General features: G+C 66.8%; 15 protein-coding genes. 9 read left to right on the top strand and 6 right to left on the bottom strand.

The features are described from left to right. Positions 1-37 precede the first annotated feature (37 nt). The 4 genes from DB30_RS00345 to DB30_RS00330 all read left to right on the top strand — a co-directional run bounded on the left by DB30_RS00345 (position 38) and on the right by DB30_RS00330 (position 3,798). Entirely contained in the window at positions 38-826 is a 789-nt protein-coding gene (locus tag DB30_RS00345) for a hypothetical protein (protein WP_052545917.1), read from the top strand. Positions 827-828: 2 nt separating this feature from the next. Next, positions 829-2,547, top strand: coding sequence for an asparagine synthetase B family protein (locus DB30_RS00340; protein ID WP_165703559.1), 1,719 nt, complete (start codon positions 829-831; stop codon positions 2,545-2,547). 7 nt (positions 2,548-2,554) lie between these two features. Beyond that, positions 2,555-3,346, top strand: a complete 792-nt coding sequence (locus DB30_RS00335; RefSeq protein WP_052545915.1) for a DUF3050 domain-containing protein — start codon at positions 2,555-2,557, stop codon at positions 3,344-3,346. A gap of 191 nt (positions 3,347-3,537) precedes the next feature. Further along, entirely contained in the window at positions 3,538-3,798 is a 261-nt protein-coding gene (locus DB30_RS00330; protein WP_146657729.1) for a hypothetical protein, read from the top strand. 204 nt (positions 3,799-4,002) lie between these two features. Here the strand turns inward: DB30_RS00330 and DB30_RS00325 are convergent, their stop codons facing one another. The 4 genes from DB30_RS00325 to DB30_RS00310 all read right to left on the bottom strand — a co-directional run bounded on the left by DB30_RS00325 (position 4,003) and on the right by DB30_RS00310 (position 8,400). After that, positions 4,003-4,560: a hypothetical protein gene (locus DB30_RS00325; protein ID WP_052545912.1), complete on the bottom strand. Its 558-nt coding sequence runs from the start codon at positions 4,558-4,560 to the stop codon at positions 4,003-4,005. A 92-nt stretch (positions 4,561-4,652) separates the two neighbouring features. Continuing rightward, positions 4,653-6,119 (bottom strand): B12-binding domain-containing radical SAM protein, encoded by a 1,467-nt coding sequence (locus DB30_RS00320; RefSeq protein ID WP_052545911.1) that lies wholly within the window; start codon positions 6,117-6,119, stop codon positions 4,653-4,655. Between the two features lie 34 nt (positions 6,120-6,153). Beyond that, positions 6,154-7,752: a class I adenylate-forming enzyme family protein gene (locus tag DB30_RS00315; protein ID WP_146657728.1), complete on the bottom strand. Its 1,599-nt coding sequence runs from the start codon at positions 7,750-7,752 to the stop codon at positions 6,154-6,156. 33 nt (positions 7,753-7,785) lie between these two features. Next, positions 7,786-8,400 carry a DsbA family oxidoreductase gene (locus DB30_RS00310; protein ID WP_052545909.1) on the bottom strand — a complete coding sequence of 205 codons (615 nt, stop codon included), beginning with the start codon at positions 8,398-8,400 and terminating at the stop codon, positions 7,786-7,788. Between the two features lie 276 nt (positions 8,401-8,676). On the opposite strand from DB30_RS00310, the gene DB30_RS00305 reads away from it, so the two are divergent. Next, positions 8,677-9,822: a hypothetical protein gene (locus DB30_RS00305; RefSeq protein WP_165703558.1), complete on the top strand. Its 1,146-nt coding sequence runs from the start codon at positions 8,677-8,679 to the stop codon at positions 9,820-9,822. Between the two features lie 103 nt (positions 9,823-9,925). Then, entirely contained in the window at positions 9,926-11,083 is a 1,158-nt protein-coding gene (locus DB30_RS00300) for a hypothetical protein (RefSeq protein WP_052545907.1), read from the top strand. Between the two features lie 40 nt (positions 11,084-11,123). Here DB30_RS00300 and DB30_RS00295 read toward each other — a convergent pair whose 3' ends face one another. Beyond that, entirely contained in the window at positions 11,124-12,236 is a 1,113-nt protein-coding gene (locus tag DB30_RS00295; protein ID WP_052545906.1) for an agmatine deiminase family protein, read from the bottom strand. Between the two features lie 157 nt (positions 12,237-12,393). Between DB30_RS00295 and DB30_RS00290 the strand changes: the two genes are divergently transcribed. Continuing rightward, on the top strand, positions 12,394-13,044 hold the full coding sequence (locus DB30_RS00290; protein ID WP_052545905.1) for a YukJ family protein: 651 nt from the start codon (positions 12,394-12,396) through the stop codon (positions 13,042-13,044). Between the two features lie 93 nt (positions 13,045-13,137). After that, the gene (locus tag DB30_RS00285) at positions 13,138-14,337 is read left to right on the top strand and encodes an FIST signal transduction protein (protein ID WP_146657724.1); all 1,200 of its coding nucleotides are present in this window, start codon (positions 13,138-13,140) and stop codon (positions 14,335-14,337) included. 66 nt (positions 14,338-14,403) lie between these two features. Here the strand turns inward: DB30_RS00285 and DB30_RS00280 are convergent, their stop codons facing one another. Next, a complete protein-coding gene (locus tag DB30_RS00280) occupies positions 14,404-15,513 on the bottom strand; it encodes a serine hydrolase domain-containing protein (protein WP_052545903.1) in 1,110 nt (369 codons plus the stop codon). A 109-nt stretch (positions 15,514-15,622) separates the two neighbouring features. On the opposite strand from DB30_RS00280, the gene DB30_RS00275 reads away from it, so the two are divergent. Beyond that, a complete protein-coding gene (locus DB30_RS00275; RefSeq protein WP_052545902.1) occupies positions 15,623-17,272 on the top strand; it encodes a GMC family oxidoreductase in 1,650 nt (549 codons plus the stop codon). The last annotated feature ends 640 nt before the right edge of the window (positions 17,273-17,912 follow it).

Below are 17,912 nucleotides of genomic sequence, written 5' to 3'. Positions count from 1 at the left end.
GTTCTCGCCTCGCGCGGGGGACCCGGTCTCAGACAAGATGTTCGCCCGCACGATCGATCGGGTCTCGGCCGAGGGGAAGCTGCGCTTTACAGAGGGGCAGCTGTACTACGAGCTGTGCCGCACGCTTGGGCCCGTCGCCCGCGGCGTGTTCGAGCAGCTCTGGGCCCGGTGGTTGGCGGTCCACGGCGCGCCCGCGATGATCGTGACGCCGTGGCCAACCCAGGCCGCCGCGCCAACCCTGCGCGAAGACGACATTGGCGACTACTCGTTCGACCGCGTGGTGATCACCGATCACGCGTGGATCGTCGACTTCTTGCTGTGCAACAACTTCCACTTCGAGACCAACTCGGCGGTGCTCTCGATCGATGGTCACCCAGCGGGACGCTTCGAGATGATCCGCGCCATGCTGCACAAGAACCCGCAGATCATCGTGATCGCGATCCACGACGCCTCGAGCGAGGGTTGCCAGCTGCCGCGCCGACTCGTGACCGAGGATGGGTGGTTTCGCGAGCATGGCTACGTCGTCGACGCCGGGCTGACGCCGGCCCACCGCGAGCTCTACGGTGAGCTGTGGCAGGCGCGCGAGCCGATCGGCGAGTCCGCGAACGCCGACGACCCAGACGCGCAGTGGCTGTCGCGCTACATGTTGGACTTCGCCGTGGTCCGGCCCGAGAAGGCGATGCGTCGGCTGTTCCGCGCGAGCCGGCGCTACGGCGCGCTGCTCGACCTCCCAAACGGGCCCCGCGTGGGCGAGGTGTACACCGACAAAGAGCTGCTTGGCCCCGGCAAGCACAAGCGGATCGCGGCGGGCGAGGAGGTCGACTGATCGTGCGTGTGGTGTCGGCGGATCCGGGGCGCTTCGAGTCGGCGCGCCGTCGCCCGGTCGGGCGGATCGGCGGCTGCGTGGGCCCGATCGGTGCTGGGCCGCGCGAGGCCCTGATCGCAGCGCTGGGTGCCAACGCCAGCGTGCTCGAGGGTGGGCAGCCGGGCCAATTCGTCGCCGACTTTGACGCGTGCTGGCTCGGTGCCCGGCACGTCGCCTCGGCGGAGGCTTTTGCGACGCGACTGAATGCCAAGGGTCTGCGCGAGATCGACGGGGCGTTCGCGCTTGCCTGGTTCGACGCCGATCGTGGGCTGTGCCTCGCCCGGGATCCCGTCGGCGAGCGCAGCTTGTTCTACGCCCTGACGCCCCACGGCTACGCCTTCGCCTCGACCGTGAGGGCCCTGCTCGCCACCGGGCTGGTCCCGCGCACGATCGACCCGGTGGGAGTCGCCCAGTACTTGGCCTGCGCCTACGTGCCGGGCGAGCGCACCCTCGTCGAGGGGATCAGCGCGGTGATGCCCGGCGAGATCGTCCGCCTCACGACCACCGGAGTGACGCGCACGCCCTATTGGTCGCCCCCCGCCGAGACCCAGATGTTGCCAGTCTCGCAGGCCGAGCACCTGCGCGCGGACCTGCGCCAAAAGATCGAGACGGCAGTGCGAAGGCGGCTCCCCGCGGGCGAGGTCGCCGGCTGCAGTCTCTCGGGCGGCCTCGACTCCAGCCTCGTGGTCGCGGTCGCGCGTCACGTCTCGAAGGCCCCGCTGAAGACCTTCTCGATCTCGTTTGGCGACAAATACCCCAACGAGCTGGCCTGGAGCACCCTCGTGGCCGAGCACTGCGGGACCGACCACACGATCCTCGAGATCACACCGCAGGCCGTCGTGCATCACATGGACGACGTCGCCGCTTGCTTCGACCGCCCGGTTGGCGACCCGCTGTCCGTCCCCAATGGCCTGTTGTTCCGCGAGGTGACCGAGCACGTTGGCGTGCTGCTCAACGGCGAGGGCGGCGATCCCTGCTTTGGCGGCCCCAAGAACCTGCCCATGGTCCTGGCCGAGCTCTACGGTGACGCCAAGAACGCCCCGGGCGATCCCTTCGCCCGCGAGCGCACCTACCTGCGCGCCCACGAGCGGGCCTACGATGACATTGGCGCGTTCCTGACCGCAGACGCCCGCGAGCGGATCGCCAACGACGTGCTCGAGCGCGAGCTCGCCCCGCTGTTCGCCGATACCCGCTGGGGCACCTTCGTCAACAAGCTGATGATGATGAACCTGGTGCTCAAGGCAGGTCATCACATTCTGCCCAAGGTTGACGCGCTCAGCGGCAGCTTTGGCGTGCGCGGCCGCTCGCCCTTGTTGGATCGCCAAGTCGTGGAGAACGCGTTCACGATCCCGCCCCAGCTCAAGCTGTACGGCGCGGTCGAGAAGTACCTGCTCAAGGCCGCCGTCGAGGACCTGCTCCCGCGGCCGATCCTCGACCGGCCCAAGAGCGGCATGGGCGTGCCGGTGGAGTCATGGTTTTACGGCCCGCTGCGCAGCTACGCGCGCGAGCGCCTGCTCGAGGGTCTTCCCCAATTTGGCATCTTCGAGCGCGCCTACCTCGAGCGGCTGCTGAGCCCCAAGACGACCGGCCTGCGCGAGCGACGGGGGCCCAAGATCTGGCTGTTGATCACCCTCGAAGCCTGGCTTCGTCGGGTGCTCACGGCCCCTGCTTCAACGACCTGAGACCAACATGAAACTCCCGCTGGGCAAGATCAAAGCCAAGACCGAGCAGCTCTACGCGCACCCGCTCCTCAGCGGTGACGTGATCAACAGCATTGATGCGCTCCACGTATTCATGGAGCACCACGTGTTTGCGGTGTGGGACTTCATGAGCCTGGCCAAGGGGCTGCAACACCATGTCTGCCCCAGCACCACTTGCTGGGTGCCCACCCGCTGGATCCGCAGCGGCGCCGCGCGGCTGATCAACGAGATTGTGCTGTCCGAGGAGAGCGACATCGACATGGACGGCGAGAGCTCGATCAGCCACCATGATCTTTACTGCCAGGCGATGCTGGAGGTCGGGGCCGATCCAACCAGCCTCGAGGACTTTGTCAATTGTGTGATGACCGACGGCGTTCGGTATGCGCTGGAGAACATGAACGTGCCCGCGCCCAGCTTGCGCTTCATGAACCGGACCTTTGAATTCATTGACACGGGCGAACCCCACATCGTCGCGGCTGCGTTTTGCTTTGGGCGCGAGAAGGTGATCCCGCAGATGTTCCAGCACATCGCGGACCGGCTCGAGCTCTCGGAGGTCGTGGCGCCCAAGTTTCACTATTATCTACAGCGGCACATCGAGGTCGACGGCGAGCACCACGGCCCGGCCGCGATCACCTTGGTCGAGACGCTCTGCGACCACGACCCCGTCCACATCCACGAGGCCGAGCAGGCCGCGATCGAGGCCCTCGAGGCGCGGATTCGGCTGTGGAACGAGGTCGAGCAGGCGATCCGCAACGAGTTGCCGGCGCTGCGGCACAACTGATCCGGCCCGCTCTCGTAACGACTCGCGGCGGGCGGCTCGCTCGCCCGATCGGCGACGCAATTGCGCTGCTCCAGTTCTGGCACCTGGGATCCCGACGGCTAGAGTTCGAGCATGGTCCACGGAGCGCTCACAACAACGATGCTCACGTGCGAGCGTGTTCCGTTCCTCAGTGATGAGCTCGAGGACATCGAGTGCCCGACCCACTGACGCCAACCCCGCGACGCATCGCCGTATTGGCCGCCGCACTTGGCTGCACGGCTATCTATTTTGCCATCGTGCCCGCGCTCGCAGGACGCTGGTGGGCGGGATTCTGGTTGGCGATCATGGTCGTGGCGTCAATAGCGATGTGGCGCTCCGCTCGTCGCCTGACGGGTCCCGATGCGGCCGATCGTATGCTGTATGTCGTGTATCTGTGGGTCGCCTATGCAATCGGCGTCGTCGCCGGATACTAGGACTTTCACAATCAGCGTCGGTATCGAGCGCGAAGCACGGCCTGCAGAGTACCGAACACCACCAAGATGAGCCCTGCCGCGAGCAAGCCGGCTGCCCACAGTGGGAGGTTGAGCTGCGCCACCGCGACTACAATCAAGGGGGCCACGATCGCAACAACAATTCGGAAGCGCGAGCCCCTGAACGGAAACGTGAGCGAGTCCTCGTCAGTCACAGTACCCTCCCAGCGCCTCGTTGCCCGCCATCCCCGCCATCGCGCCAGCGCCGGAGCACAGCGCGCAACCAAAGAACGCCGTCTCGACGCAGCACGCACCGACGCTGGCCGCCACCATGCCCGTCCAGATATATCGACCTGCTCGCAGAACCTTCTTCCCCCACTCGCTGCACGGGAACTCTTGGGGCCCCTCGCTAAACGCGTCGAGCAGTTCTTCAGCGGGGCCGTCCGAGAGTGCGATTAGAGCGGCCGCGGCCAATCCGTCGCTACCTGGAACAGTGGACGTCCAGTTCTCGACACCACGGGACGCGTCCCAACTCGAGTGGACAATCGCTTCGCCATCAACATAGACGTAGCCATCGCCGCGGTCTGCGTCGTCAGCAATCAAGACAACCTCCGCCGCTTGGCCATCCGGCAACGTGTAGGTCACAGACGCCCACCGCGTGCGGTGACCGTCAGGTGCAGTGTACTCGTCCGCGAGCACTAGCGGCTGGTACGGCGGAGATACCGACGCGGAGAGCGCGAGTGAAAACACGGTGTGGGTCAGCATGGTCAAAATCTAGTTGCAGTCAGCCCCGCGGCAACGCGCAGGGTCTTCGCGGCCGTCGCCAAGCACGCCGATCAGCCCCGGCGCCGCCAAGCCTACGCTGGCAGCGCCATCACCCGTTCGTAGTACTGATCCAAGAACTGCCCGCGCCGCGTGGCCGCGTCCTTGCGATCCATCTTTACGATCAGCAAGTGCTTGTCCTCCGCCAGATCATACCCAAAGGTACCCCGCTCGATCAGCCCCCAGCAATCTTGCATCTGGTGCGGCTTGCCCAGGGTCTCGAGCTCGGCCTGGAGGTTCTTGGCGTCGCGCCAGGTCATGACGCTGGTCTTCCACCGGGTCTTGCCGTACTCGGTGTACCAGTCAAACCCGTAGCTGTCGGCGTTCTTGTCGAACTCGCTGATCCAGCCGCTCTGGTGGTCGCGGTTGACGTTGAGGACGTGCCACTTCCAGTTGGGCATGCCGTTGTCGACGGCCCATTTGTGGGTGTCGTATAGATCCTCGCGGGTGTCCGGCGGGATCCCAATGATCAGGCTGGTCCGAAACGTGACCTGGCCCTGCCAGATGTCATGATAGAGCTTGGGCAGCCACGCACGCGCATGCTGGCCGCTCCAGGCCTTGCCGATCAGGCGGCTGCTCTGCTCGCCCAGGCTCTCGACCCCCAAGAAGCCCGAGACCAGGCCGGCGTCGCGCAGTTTTTCCGCCTGCCCGGAAAAGCTCCAGATCAGGTCAGGGCGCAAGTACGCGGCGAAGCCCAGGCGAAACGAGAGCTGCTGCGACATCTCGGCGAAGGCGTTGACCTTGTCGTTGCTGTCGTTGAAGGTGTCCTCCAACATGTAGTAATTGCGGGTCCCAAAGCGCTCGTGATTCTGGATGATCTCGTCGCGCACAAATTCAATGCGCCGGCCAAAGTCGTTCTTGCTCTTGCCAATATAGGGATACCGACAAAATTTACACTTGAAGATGCAACCGCGCGCCATCTCGATTGGCAGGCTCTCGCCGGGCGCGATGCAGTCGCGCTCGTGCCAGACGTGGGCGCACTCTTCGATCTGAAACCGCTTGCGCAATTGCAGCAAGGGCACGGTCTCGCGGATGACCTTGTTGCCCAGCACGATCTCCGTGTCGGGCAGGCTCTTGCCGCGGTACACGTGCTCACAAAAGGCGAGCAGGGTGTCCTCTGCGTGGCCGTAGAACAGGTAGTCGAACACCCGGCGATTGCGGTACAGCCGGTTGACCTGGTGGACCGCGGCCCCGCCCGTGACAAAGTTGACGTGGGGAAACCGGCGGCGCAGCACCGGAATGATCTCTTCGCAGATCAGCTTGATCCACCACTTCTCGTCGCCGGGCATGAACATGCAGTTCCAGCCAACGATCTTGGTCTCGGGGCCGATGAACTTCGAGACCATGGCGAGGATCTTGGACTTCTCGTACTTGTGCAGGAAGTCGAGGACCTGGACCTGATAGCCGTGCTCACGCAGATACCAAGCCAGCTGGTACGGGCCCCACGGGCGGTACAGCCGGTTGGTGTTGCTCAGGATACTGGTGAGGAGCACGACGTCCATGCGCGAGGCGGACGATACCAGCCCCGCAAACTTCCTACGAGCCCTCGCCCTCGGCATTGAGCCCGTCGCGCTCGATCGCCTCGAGCAGCCGGTGCTTTTGCAGCTTGCCCAGCGCGTTGCGAGGCAGCTCGTCGCACAGGTACAGCCCGCGCGGCTGCTTGTAGTCTGCCAGCAACGCGCGGTGCAGGGCGACCAGTGACTGCAGCAGCTCCCCCGGGTTGTCCAGGATCCCGGCCATCGGTGCGTCCGGGACGACGCACGCGACGATCCGCTGGCCCCACTTTTCATCGGGGACGCCGACCACCGCGACCTCGTAGACCACCGGGTGGCCGGCGAGCGCCTCTTCGATCTCGCGCGCGGAGATCTTGAAGCCGCCGGACTTGATGATGTCGACGGACTTGCGACCGACGATGTGGAAATACCCCTGCGGGTCCACGTAGGCGATGTCGCCCGTGCGAAACCAGCTCCGACCGTCGCGGTCGATGACCCGCGTGGCGGCGGTCTGCTGGGGGAGGTTCCAGTATCCGTCCATCAGCCCGTTGCTGTGGACGATGAGCTCGCCCGACTCGCCGGGCGGCAGCTCGTCGCCAGCCTCGTCGATCACGGCGGCGTCACACCCGGGCACGGGCTGGCCCACGGCGCCGGCGATCCGCTGGCCGATGTACGGGTTTGACAGGGTGATCAGCGTCTCGGTCATGCCGTAGCGCTCGACGATCCGCTGGCCCGTCAGCGCTGCGAACTCTTGCCACAGCTCGGCCGAGAGCGCCGCGCTGCCCGAGGTGAACATTCGCGCGCACGCGAGCTTGGCCGCGGCGGCCGGGTGCTCGCGCAGGTGCTCGACCAAGCTGGTGTACATGGTGGGCACGCCCATGAACACGCTGGCGCGACCGCGCTCGTGGTCGCCGAAGCGCTCGACGATCGAGGCGACATCGAAGCGGCGCTCGAGCAGCACGGCCATCCCACGGATCGCGGCACCATGCACGCCAATGCACAGACCGTGGACATGAAACAGGGGCAGCGCCAAGACCAGACGATCGCGTGACGACCAGGTCCACAGGCCCGTCAGCGCGCGCATGTTGTTGATCACCTGGGCGTGTGACAGCAGCGCGCCCTTGCTTGGGCCGGTGGTGCCCGAGGTGTAGATCATCAGCGCGGCGTCGCCATCGCCAGGGCGCTCGCGGGGCGTGGGCGCAGACTCGAGCAAGCTCGCAAACGCCAGCCCGGCCGCCCCGTCGCCAATCCCAACCCGCACCGGCGTTGGCGTGAGCCCGGCCTGGGCGAGCGCCCCCGCCATGACCGACTCACCCTCGACGTCACACACGATCGCGCTGGGTCGGGAGTCCGCGAGGATGTGGGCGAGCTCGGCCTCGCGGTAGCGAGGGTTGACCGGGACGTGGATCGCCCCGAGGTAGTAGTTGCCAAACAGCGCGACGACCAGCTCGAGGCAGGTCTGCGCATACACGACGACGCGCTCGCCCTTGACCACGCCCGCGCTGGCCAACGCCTGCGCATAGCTGCGGGCGCGGGCGTCGAGATCGGCCCAGCTCAGACGCTGACCCGCAAACTCGTACGCGAGCTCCGGGCCGCCGCGCTCGAGCGCCGCGAACAAATGGGCGGTCGCATCCGTGCTCATCGTGCTTCCAACTGTACTCACTGCGTGCGCAGTCTATCCCGCCAGCAGCCGGCGCAACACCTCCACCGGCTGCGCGCCCATGACCCCTTGCTGGCCAACTACGTACGTGGGCACGCCCGTGATACCCGCCTGCATGGCGACGCGCCACGCCTGCTCGCGCGCGCTCGCATAGTCCCCGCGCTCAATCGCAACGCGCCCCGCTCCACCGTCGAGCCCGACCTCGGTTGCGAGGCGCTCGAGCACGTCGAGGCTGTAAACGTCCAAATTCTCGACCTGGTAGGCGCGAAACAGCCGATCGTGCAGCGCCTCGAGCTGCGCGTGGGTCCCGTGATCCTGGGCCCACAGCGCGAGCTCCTGGGCGCGACGGGTGCTGTACTGCCGGCGGCCAGCGAGATCGGTCGGGTACTCGAGGCCCTCTTCCTGCATGAGCGGAATCAGCCGAGCGAGCGCCTGGGTGACGTCAATCCCCTTCGCGCGCAGATGTTCGACGATGTCGCGGCCCTCCGGTGGGGTGTCGGGGCTGAGCGGAAACGGGCGGATCAGACTTGGCCGGTCGGGCTCGATTGCGCGCAGCAGCCTGGCGCGACCGAGATAACACCACGGACACGCATAGTCACTGAACATCACGACGGGCTCACGCTCGCTCATGGGCTCTGCTATCGCACACTTGCGCGGCGCGTGCATCACCGATGCGCTGGCGTCCCGGATCGCCCCACGCAAACCCAGCGCAGCGGCGCCCACGTGACCGCCAGGGCATGCGTTTGCGGCGTCCTGTTTCGGTGCTGTACTGCAACGAATGATCTGCGGAGTGTTGTAATGAGGGCAGGTGCTAGATCCATGCAGCTCGCGCTGGCTGCGGCAATCGCAGGTTGCACGCCCCAGAGCGCCCCCCCAGCGCAAGACCTCCCAGGCAAGTCTGCGGTCGTGTACAACCCGCACCTCGGTCGCAGCGGCGCGAACATGATCGCCGTGCCGCTGGTCGCCACTGACCAACGGATCATCGGACAGGTCTGGGTGTGGTTGGAGGCTCGCCGCTTGCACGCGCGCGTCATGCCGGCCAGTGATTGGCAGCTCGAGCGACTCCAGGTGACGGTGGCGAAGACCGCTCAGGAGCTCCCAACGAGCGCGTCGGGCTGCCCCGAGGTCGACCAATTTCCGTGGACGCATGCGCTCAATCCACCGCTCGATCACCACGAGCTCACCGTTGACTTGGCCAACGTTGGACTCGCGGAGGTCGACCAGATCGTGCTCGCCGCCCACGCCGACCTCCAGTCGTGGACAAACGGCCACGCGCAAGCTTGGGCCGACGGGCCCAGCGTCACCGGCTGCTCGGACACCGCCAACTACGTCCAGGTCGATCTTCGTGGGTTGCGCGGACTGATCTTGTGGAACAAGCTGGGCTCCGCCCACGAAGTGACCCACAGCGAGGTCGGACCCGACGGGGTCGTGGTCGGCGATGTCTCATGGTTTCGGGCCCAGCACGGCGACGGATTTCGCCCGGAGCCGCGCGCCGGCAATCACAACATCCCCGACAACTACATCTCGTTCTCGGGGTTGCAGCTAGGCGCGCGAGGCTGCATCGAATTTTGGTATCAGCCAGACTGGGAAGACGCGGCGATCGGCCACGTGGTCGACATCTTGTCCTACGGGATCCCCGATGATCCCTACAATACGCACGTTGCCATGACATTCAATGACCGGCAAAACCGGCTCAACAACGGCGCCCTCGATGCCAGCACGATCGCCAGCGTGTTCGTGCATGAAGTCGCGACAATTCCAGGCTGGTCCATGACCAAGCCGGTCCACATGGCCCTGTCCTGGAACGGCGACGCGCCCCGACCCAGCGACCGACTCGCCGTGTTCGTCAACGGCGTCGCGCTGCCGAGCACCGCTTGGTACGGCGACCCGCGCTTGCACGATTGGCACCCCGAGGCGGTCCTGCGGCTGGGCAGCCGGTTGGTCTCTGGCGATTGGCAGCGCCACCACTGGGAGGGGCTCGACGGGGTGATCGACAATATCAAGATCTGGGACTTCCCCAAGGCCGAGTTCAACGACCGCTTCGCCGAGTGAGCACGCGCGCGGCGCGTCCGGCCAGACTCGCGCTGACGCATGCAGGCTCGCCACCACCCGCCACGGCTTTACGCCGCCCGCCAAAGCTGCGAGACCCACGGGCGTGACGCGTCGCAACGACCTCGCCTCCTCGCTCGCTCGCGTGTCTGACCAGCTGCGGGCGCTCTACGAAGACGGCAGCCCAGCGGTGCTGCGCGGGGTCGGGCCGCTGTTCGAGACCGCCGAGGTGTTCGAGTGGATCAAGCGCGTGCACCCGCGCGAGCGCGCCGGCACCTCGCAACAAAAGATCCACGCGCTCAAGCGCAGCTGGGGGCTGGATGTCGAGGAGCTGCCCAGCTACGGCGCGCCGGATCCAGGCCGCCCAGCAGAGATCTACAGGGCCGGCGCGATGCTGCTCGAGCCCGCGCCGTTCTTGCCGACCCCCGACCACGAGTTCGCGCAGTGGGTCGAAGACGCTCACGCCGCGCTCGGCGGTGAGTTTGGCATGCAGGCCCCCGGGCTCGAGTGCGCCAGCTTTGACGCGCTCGAGCGGCTGCAGACCCTGCTGGGTCCGGTGCTGGCGCTGACCGGGCCCCGCAGCTATCGCTACAATGCCTTCGTTGGCGACTATCCAATGACGCCGTTCGGGTTTCACGTCGACCCGCACCAAGAGGCGGTGTTTCAGTACGTCGTGCACGGCCAGCGCACCGCGATGTTCTGGGAGGGGCTGACCCTGACCAGCGAAGACGCGCGCTGGGTCGAGGACGCCAACAGCCTCGCAACCCCACGCCAGCCGCCCCAGCTGCGCTTCGAGCTCGAGCCCGGCGACATCGTGTTCTGGCCGGGCACCCACGTGCATGGGTTCGCGCCCGTCGGGCCTTCGATGGCGCTGAGCATGGTCATTGATCGCGCTTCGCCGCGCACACGCGACGAGGTCATCGCCGCGCTCGAGGTCGAGAGCATGGCGGGCAGGGCCGCGCTGCCGCTGCCCGACGAGCACGCCTTCGTCGCCCGCGACGCGTCGCTACAGCGGCGCGTTGGCGCCCGGATCGTGTACGAGCGCTGGGAGGATCACCTGATCATCGGCGTGTGCGGCCGAACCTTTCAATGGCCGGACCGCACGTCGATCCCGGCTGCGGTGGGGCTGTTCGAGCGGGTCAACGCGACGGAGCGCGTGTCGGTGAGCGAGGTCATCGGCAGCTGCGCGGATCAATCCCTGCTCGAGTCCGACGTGCTCGAGGTCCTGACCATGCTGGTGAGTCTGGGCTGTCTGCGCCCATGACCCTCCATGACCCTCCATGACCGGCACACGGGCTCAGCGATCAACGATCCTCGAACACGCCGAGCGCCGCGCAGTGCAGCGCGCCGCCAAGCTTCTCGAGCTCGTCAACCGAGACCATCACCACCTCCACGCCATCGAGCGCCCCTTCTATCACTGCGCGCGCCTGTAGGTTGGCGCTGCGGGGCTGTCGCGGGTAGCTGGGCATCAAGAAGCGATCCCCGAGGCGCAGCCCGTTGACGTAGCTGCGCGTGACGTTCTTGATGGTGGGCGGCGTTGGCACGCGGACGACCTCGAGGTCGAGACCCATCGCGGCCCCCGCCCGGCGCAGGCCCAGCTCGGCCTCGTCGAGCCGCAGCGAGTCTTCGAGATCGAGATCTGGATCGATCTCGGCCAACAGCACCCGGGTCGGGCTCACGAACTGCGCGATCATGTCGGCGTGCTTGGTCTCCTCGCGCAGCATCGTTGGGACGATCGCGGTGACCGAGCAGCCAAGCTGGCCAAGCATGTCCTCGAGCTCGCCCTCGACGTAGCCCTCGAACTCGATGTAGCCGAAGGTCAATACGCACAGGCCCTGGCCGTTGCTGATGAACGCGCCGCCGTCGATCTCGTGGGGCAGCGGCACGATCGCGGCGCCGCGGATGCTGGCCAGCGCGAGCGCGGCCTCGTCGTCCCGCTCGCGCTCCTCGTCGATGTAGTCGGCGTCGAGCCACAGTGGCCGCCCTCGCGGGTCAATGCCGCGCGGGTCAGCGACCCGATCAGTCAGCTGCAAGGGCCCCCAGTCGCGGACCCAGACCGTGTCGGTGCCAAACTCGACAAACTCGATCTGCCCGGCGCTGCCCCGCGCCCGCTCGCGCCGCTCGACCGCGCGGACCCACGCGCGCGCCTGGCCACGACTCGAGTCGAGCTGGTACAGCACGCTCAGCTCGGTGTCGCTGGCCAACACTTGGCTCGCCAGCGTATCGAGCAGCCGAGGCCACAGATCGATGTAGACCAACACCACGCGATCGGGCCGCTCATAGTCGCCCCGCAACAGCCGTTGCTGCGCGCGCGGGGTCTCGATCACGACCGAGCGGGTCACCAAGCCGGGGACGCTGTCCGCCCGATCCATGTTTGGGTTCAAGCTGGCGAGCAGCAGCGCGGCGATGATGTTCACGGTTCTTGGCGATGCTACTCACACTGCAGCCGGCTGTCGTGGATCTTTTGCTCAGACGCGCGCCAGGGCGGGTGGGGGCGCGGATTCGGGTCCCGGGCGTGGGCTGGCGAGGGGGATTTCGGGGGTTCACCGCGGCCCAGACCAGCTAGAGTGGCGCATGCCCCTTCAACGCTACGGCGTGCTCAAGGCCCGTCCGATCGCCAGCCGCCAGGGCCGTGGGCGGACGCCGCACTACCACATTCACGCCGTCGACAACGGCGAGGACTACCGGGTGTCGGTCAGCGTGCGGTCTTCGGCCGGGGCCTCGCAGCTGCTCTATCTGATCGACGATCGCTTCGAGCACCCGCTGCTCGAGCGCTTGCGTGCGCTGCCGCTGGGATTTTGTGGGCAGGCGCCAAGCTCGGGCGGCGCGGCGCTCGACTACGTCCGCGACAACTTGCTGGCGCGCGAGCGCATGTCCGAGCTCCCGTGGGATGTGCCGGGCCCCGACGATGACTTCAACGAGCTGCTGGACCTGTGGGTGGGTCGAGCGCTGCGTGATGAAGACGCGCTGATCTACGCGTTCGGTGAGCGCTTTGGTCCCACGCACGAGCCCGACCCACACTTTGGCTTCCGGCCCGCAACCGGGATCTATCGGGTCCACATGAATCAGGGCAGCGACGCGGGGTTTTCCAAGCGCGATGGCGCGTGGCAAGACGGCGCGCTGCTGCTGTGGTTCCCCGCGATCGTGGAGGATGGCCGCGTCAAGCTGCGAGAGCGCTGGGTTGCCGTGTTTGTCGCGTTCTCGTCACAGCGCTGGGGGACCTGAGCGCGCGCGCAAAGTTGGGTGCGCAATAACAACCGCTGCACGCGAGCAAGAGCTGATATACGCTTTTGGTGTAGCAGCATTGCTCGCCACTCGATGTCACGATTTCTCGCAGGATTGGGCACCAGCGTCGCAGCCTCGGAGGCCGAAGCGGTCGACGAAGCGCTCGCCAGCGCGCTGGCGAGGCTCGAGGGCCTGACGCCTGGCCTGGCGATACTCGGGACCACGGTTGGATTCAACGTACACGCCGTCGTAAAGCGGATCCGCGAGCAACTCCCCCGGGTGCCGCTGCATGGACTCACCACTTCGATTGGGTTGCTTGGCGCGCGGGGTATCACCCGCGGGCCCAACGGTTCGCTGGGGGTGCTGCTGCTCGCGGGTGAGGGGGTCAGCTTTGGCGTGAGCGGCTCGCCGATCGACGCAGGCGATCCCCGCGCGACTGGCCGTCACGTCGCCGAACAGCTGCGCGACCGGCTGCCAAGCCAGCCAAAGTTGCTGCTCTTCAACGCAGCCCCCGGCGCCGAAGAGGGGCTGCTCGCGGGTGTCAACGACGTGTTCCCGGGGGTGCCCGCGTTTGGTGGCAGCGCGGCCGACGACTCGCTGCGCGGCGACTGGAAGGTGATCACAAATGACTCGGTCCACGCCAACGCGCTCTCGCTGGCCGGCGTGTGCGGCTCGCTTCGCTGTGGCGGAGCCCTGCTCGCCCCGTATTCGGCGACCCGTGACAGCGCGCTCGTCACCCAGGCCGACGACCGCTGCTTGCTCACCCTCGACGGTGAGCCCGCCGCGAACAAGCTGCGCGAGTGGCTTGGCGAGAGCATCGCCGACCAAATTGCGGCGGGCGGGACGATCCTGACCCAGAGCGCGCTCGCGCCCCTGGGGCTGCGGCTCGACACCGGCCGCGGCATGCACTACCTAACGATCCACCCGGCCCAGATTGAAGCCGACACTGGCGCAGTCTCGGTGTTTGCCCGCGTCAACAACCGCCAGCGACTGTATCGAATGCACAGTGATCCGCAGCGCCTGACCGGCAGCGTGGCGCTGCTGCTGCAGCGTGCGCTCGAGCAGGCCAAGATCGAAGACCACGAGGTTCGGGCGGCGCTGCTGATCTACTGCGCGGGCTGTGCTGGCGCCGTGGGCGACGATCTGCACAGCGCCCTGCAAGAGCACCTTGGCGTGCTGGGCGACGCCCCGATCCTCGGGCTGTGTACCTTTGGCGAGCAAGGCCCGGCGGGCAACGCTGGCAACGTCCACGCGAACCTGTCCCTCGCCATGGTCGTGTTTGGCGACGGGTAGTTGGGCGGCGAGGAACATGGCACCGCGAGCTGGACATGGCGAACATGAGCTGGGCCGCGCGCAGACTCAGATGTTCGGGGAAACCTGAACGCCTAGCGCGGGCAGCACGTGGCGAGCCATCAGCGCGTAGGGCAGCGCGGCGTCGGGGTGGTTGTAGGCGCCACCCGTAAAGCTTGCGACGAGCCCGAGCTCGGGCAGCACAAATAGATGCTGGCCCCCGTTGCCGCGGGTCTCCCAGACCCGAAGCGCGCGGCCATCGACGGATTCGAATGTGGACACCCACCACAATAGCCCGTAGTCGCTGCCCTCCAGCCGACTGATCGGGGCGACGCTGGCCGCGACCGCTGCCGGGCTGAGCACGGCAGCGCCCTGCCACGATCCGCCCTCGAGCACGAGCTGTCCGATCCGGGCGAGGTCGCGAGGGCGCAGGCGCAAGTGACCGCCCGTGTCGACCCGATCACCGCCTGCGTAGGTGGCCCAGCGCGCGTCGGTGATCCCGAGCGGGCTGAACAGGACACGCGCGGCCCAGGCATCGACGGGCTCGCCCACGGCGCTCTCGAGCGCGCGGCCAAGCGCGACCGCATTGCCCGTGCAGTAGCGCCCTTGCGCTCCGGCTGGGCCCTCGCGTGGCACCTTCAGCCAAAACGCGACCCAATCACGCGAGGCATACATCCGCTCTTCGTGGCCAGGGCTGCCCGCGTCGTGGTCGTTGCACGCCAGGCCACTGCGCATCGTGAGCAGCTGACGCCACGTCGTGGTCTGCCAGTCCGCGTCGAAGCTCGCGGGATCAGGGGTGAGGTGGGGCAGGACGGGCGCGTCGAGGTCGAGGTGTCCGCGGGCGGCGGCCTCGGCGACGAGCAGACCGGTCACGCTCTTGGTGGTCGAGCGAAGGTCTTGCAGCGCGCGGGCGCGAGACGGCCGATCATAGAGCTCGAACACCAGCGCCCCGTCACGGACCAGCAGCATCGATCGCAGCTGCACGAAGCCGTGGCTGGCCAAGCCGCGGCTCATCCGTTCGAGCGCCGACACGTCGACCCCCTTCGCGGCCGCGTCCGCGACTGGCCAGCCATCGTCTAGCTGCGGCGGCTGGGTGTACGACCCGTAGCGATCGCCGATCGGCCCGGCGCAACCGACGAGGCCCAACAGGGCGAATATCACGAGCACGGTCCAGCGCATGGTTGATTCGTCGGGGGACCGGCAGCCTGCCACACACCTTCGGCCGCCGCCAAGAGCCGTCGCCCGAGCATTCGTGACAAACCAATTGTCATGCTAACAATCGAGCACGATGCCCTTCGATCACGACTTCGCCGTCATCGGCTCCGGCTTCGGCGGCAGCGTCTCCGCCCTGCGCCTGCTCGAGAAGGGCTACGACGTGCTCATGCTAGAGAAGGGCGCCGAGTTTCAGGCCAAGGACTTTCCCAAGACCAACTGGAACCTGCGTCGCTGGCTATGGATGCCGCGCCTGGGCTTTCGCGGCATCTTCCAGATGCGCTTCTTCAAGCACGTCACCGTGCTCGCTGGCGCTGGCGTCGGCGGCGGCTCGCTGGTCTACGCCAACACCTTGCCGATCCCCAAGCGCGATTTTTTCCAGAGCCCCGCGTGGGCGGAGCTGTCGGACTGGGAGCAGGAGCTCATGCCCCACTACGCGGTCGCGCGGCGCATGCTTGGCGCGGTTCCGGTCCCGTTCTTGACCCCACCCGATCGGATCTTGAAGCAGATCGCGGAAGATCGCGGCCAGCCGCAGGCCTTCGAGTCGACCCACGTCGCCGTTTATTTTGGTGGTGAGTCCGAGGGCCAGCCAGGGGTGACCGCGCCCGATCCCTACTTCGAAGGTCACGGCCCCGCGCGGACGGGCTGCATCAAGTGCGGCGCGTGCATGACCGGCTGCCGCCACGGCGCCAAGAACACGCTCGACAAGAACTACCTGTACCTCGCGCGCAAGCTTGGTCTGACCCTGCGCGCCGACTGCGAGGTCGTTGACGTCCGCCCGCTCGCGCCCGGCGACGGCAGCGGCGGCTACGAGATCCTGACCAAAGAAGGCAAGGGCCTGTTCGGCGCGCTGCGCAAGCGCAACCGCTACACCGCCAAGCAGGTGATCTTCTCGGCTGGCGTGCTCGGCAGCGTGGACCTGCTGCTGCGGCTGCGCGAGGGCTCGCTGCCGCGGCTGTCAGCGCAGGTTGGCCGGCGGATCCGCACCAACTCGGAGTCGCTGATCGGTGTGGTCAGCGAGCAGCGCGAGCGGGATCTCAGCAAGGGCGTGTCGATTGGATCGATCTATCAGACCGACCCGCAGTCGCACCTCGAGGTCGTCCGCTACGGCGCCGGCTCGGGCTTCTTCCGCACGCTCATGGCCCCCCACGTTGGCGGCACCGCCCCTGGCATCGTCAAGCTGTTCCAGGCCATGGGCCGCGCGATCACCAGTCCACGGCACTTTCTCAAGAGCTACTTCGTCCCCGACTGGGCCAAGTACACGATCATCTTGCTGTACATGCGCTCGGCCGACGGCACGCTCCGATTCCGCCGCAAGGGCGCGCTGCGCAAGCACATGGGCAGCGACCTCGAGCATGGCCAGGCTCCAACCGCCTCGATCCCCGAAGCCACCGAGCTCGCCGCCGCGGTCGCCGACCGTGTCCAAGGCTTCGCCGGCTCAATGGTCACCGAGACCGCCCTCAACATCCCCACGACCGCACACATTCTTGGCGGCGCGTGCATGGGTCGCACCGCCAACGAGGGCGTGATCGACCCGCAGCACCGCGTGTTCGGCTACGAGGGCATGTACGTGATCGACGGCGCCGCGATCTCGGCCAACCCTGGCGTCAACCCCAGCCTCACGATCACCGCGCTCGCCGAGCGAGCGATCAGCAAGATCCCCAGCAAGCAACCCGGCCACGAGTCCCCGCTGCCCAGCTCGGCCCGGTCCGCCCTTCCGATCTAGCGCTGCACACCCTAAGTTCGTTCCGGGTTAGGTGCGGAGCTGAGGCATGTCGGCGCATAGCTTGCGGTCGTGACAGACAGGTCGCGCAATCCACCGCGACATCCGGCTCGTCACACAATGCTACAAGAGCCGCTGCGTTGCGGAAATTCCCCGTGCTCGTCTGGACGAACACACATGTCAGGCGCATCCTCGGATTGGCATCGAGCAGGTTGGCATCATCACCCAGTCCCTGCGGAAGCGGGCCCTCGAGCGTGAACCCTTGGCCGAACATCATCCATTGATCTCCGACAAAGGGAGGAGGCAGGTACCGCACATGTTGCCGTGGTTCAGACATGGTGCTCATCGGAGGCGGGCAGCGTTCACGATGTCTTGGACCTTGGCATCGAGGTCATCGAAACGCTTCGCTTCGGCGGGGTCGTCGGGCTTCTTGACGCGCTTTTTGTGGATGGGGCAGGTGATGAGACGCGACGCTGGGGTGGGTGTTCTTCTACCGCGTATCGAGCTATTTTTCCCGACCCTTGTTCAGCGCACCCGCAAGCTTCGGCAATTGATCGCTGGCCCACGCCTTCATTGTCTTGAAGGTCGGCCCTTGGTTGCTGCCGCTTCCAGCGACGACCTGCTTGGGACAGCCGGGGTTTCC

Source organism: Enhygromyxa salina (assembly GCF_000737335.2).
Lineage (GTDB): Bacteria > Myxococcota_A > Polyangia > Nannocystales > Nannocystaceae > Plesiocystis > Plesiocystis salina_C.
This window is presented reverse-complemented; position numbering and strand designations above follow the sequence as displayed.

What these genes read in the sequence shown, in the direction of transcription:
- DB30_RS00345 (WP_052545917.1), top strand. Translation starts at nt 38, where the DNA reads ATGTTCGCCCGCACGATCGATCGGGTCTCGGCCGAGGGGAAGCTGCGC.
- DB30_RS00335 (WP_052545915.1), top strand. Translation starts at nt 2,555, where the DNA reads ATGAAACTCCCGCTGGGCAAGATCAAAGCCAAGACCGAGCAGCTCTAC.
- DB30_RS00325 (WP_052545912.1), bottom strand. Translation starts at nt 4,560, where the DNA reads ATGCTGACCCACACCGTGTTTTCACTCGCGCTCTCCGCGTCGGTATCT.
- DB30_RS00320 (WP_052545911.1), bottom strand. Translation starts at nt 6,119, where the DNA reads ATGGACGTCGTGCTCCTCACCAGTATCCTGAGCAACACCAACCGGCTG.
- DB30_RS00315 (WP_146657728.1), bottom strand. Translation starts at nt 7,752, where the DNA reads ATGAGCACGGATGCGACCGCCCATTTGTTCGCGGCGCTCGAGCGCGGC.
- DB30_RS00310 (WP_052545909.1), bottom strand. Translation starts at nt 8,400, where the DNA reads ATGAGCGAGCGTGAGCCCGTCGTGATGTTCAGTGACTATGCGTGTCCG.
- DB30_RS00290 (WP_052545905.1), top strand. Translation starts at nt 12,394, where the DNA reads ATGCCCCTTCAACGCTACGGCGTGCTCAAGGCCCGTCCGATCGCCAGC.
- DB30_RS00285 (WP_146657724.1), top strand. Translation starts at nt 13,138, where the DNA reads ATGTCACGATTTCTCGCAGGATTGGGCACCAGCGTCGCAGCCTCGGAG.
- DB30_RS00280 (WP_052545903.1), bottom strand. Translation starts at nt 15,513, where the DNA reads ATGCGCTGGACCGTGCTCGTGATATTCGCCCTGTTGGGCCTCGTCGGT.
- DB30_RS00275 (WP_052545902.1), top strand. Translation starts at nt 15,623, where the DNA reads ATGCCCTTCGATCACGACTTCGCCGTCATCGGCTCCGGCTTCGGCGGC.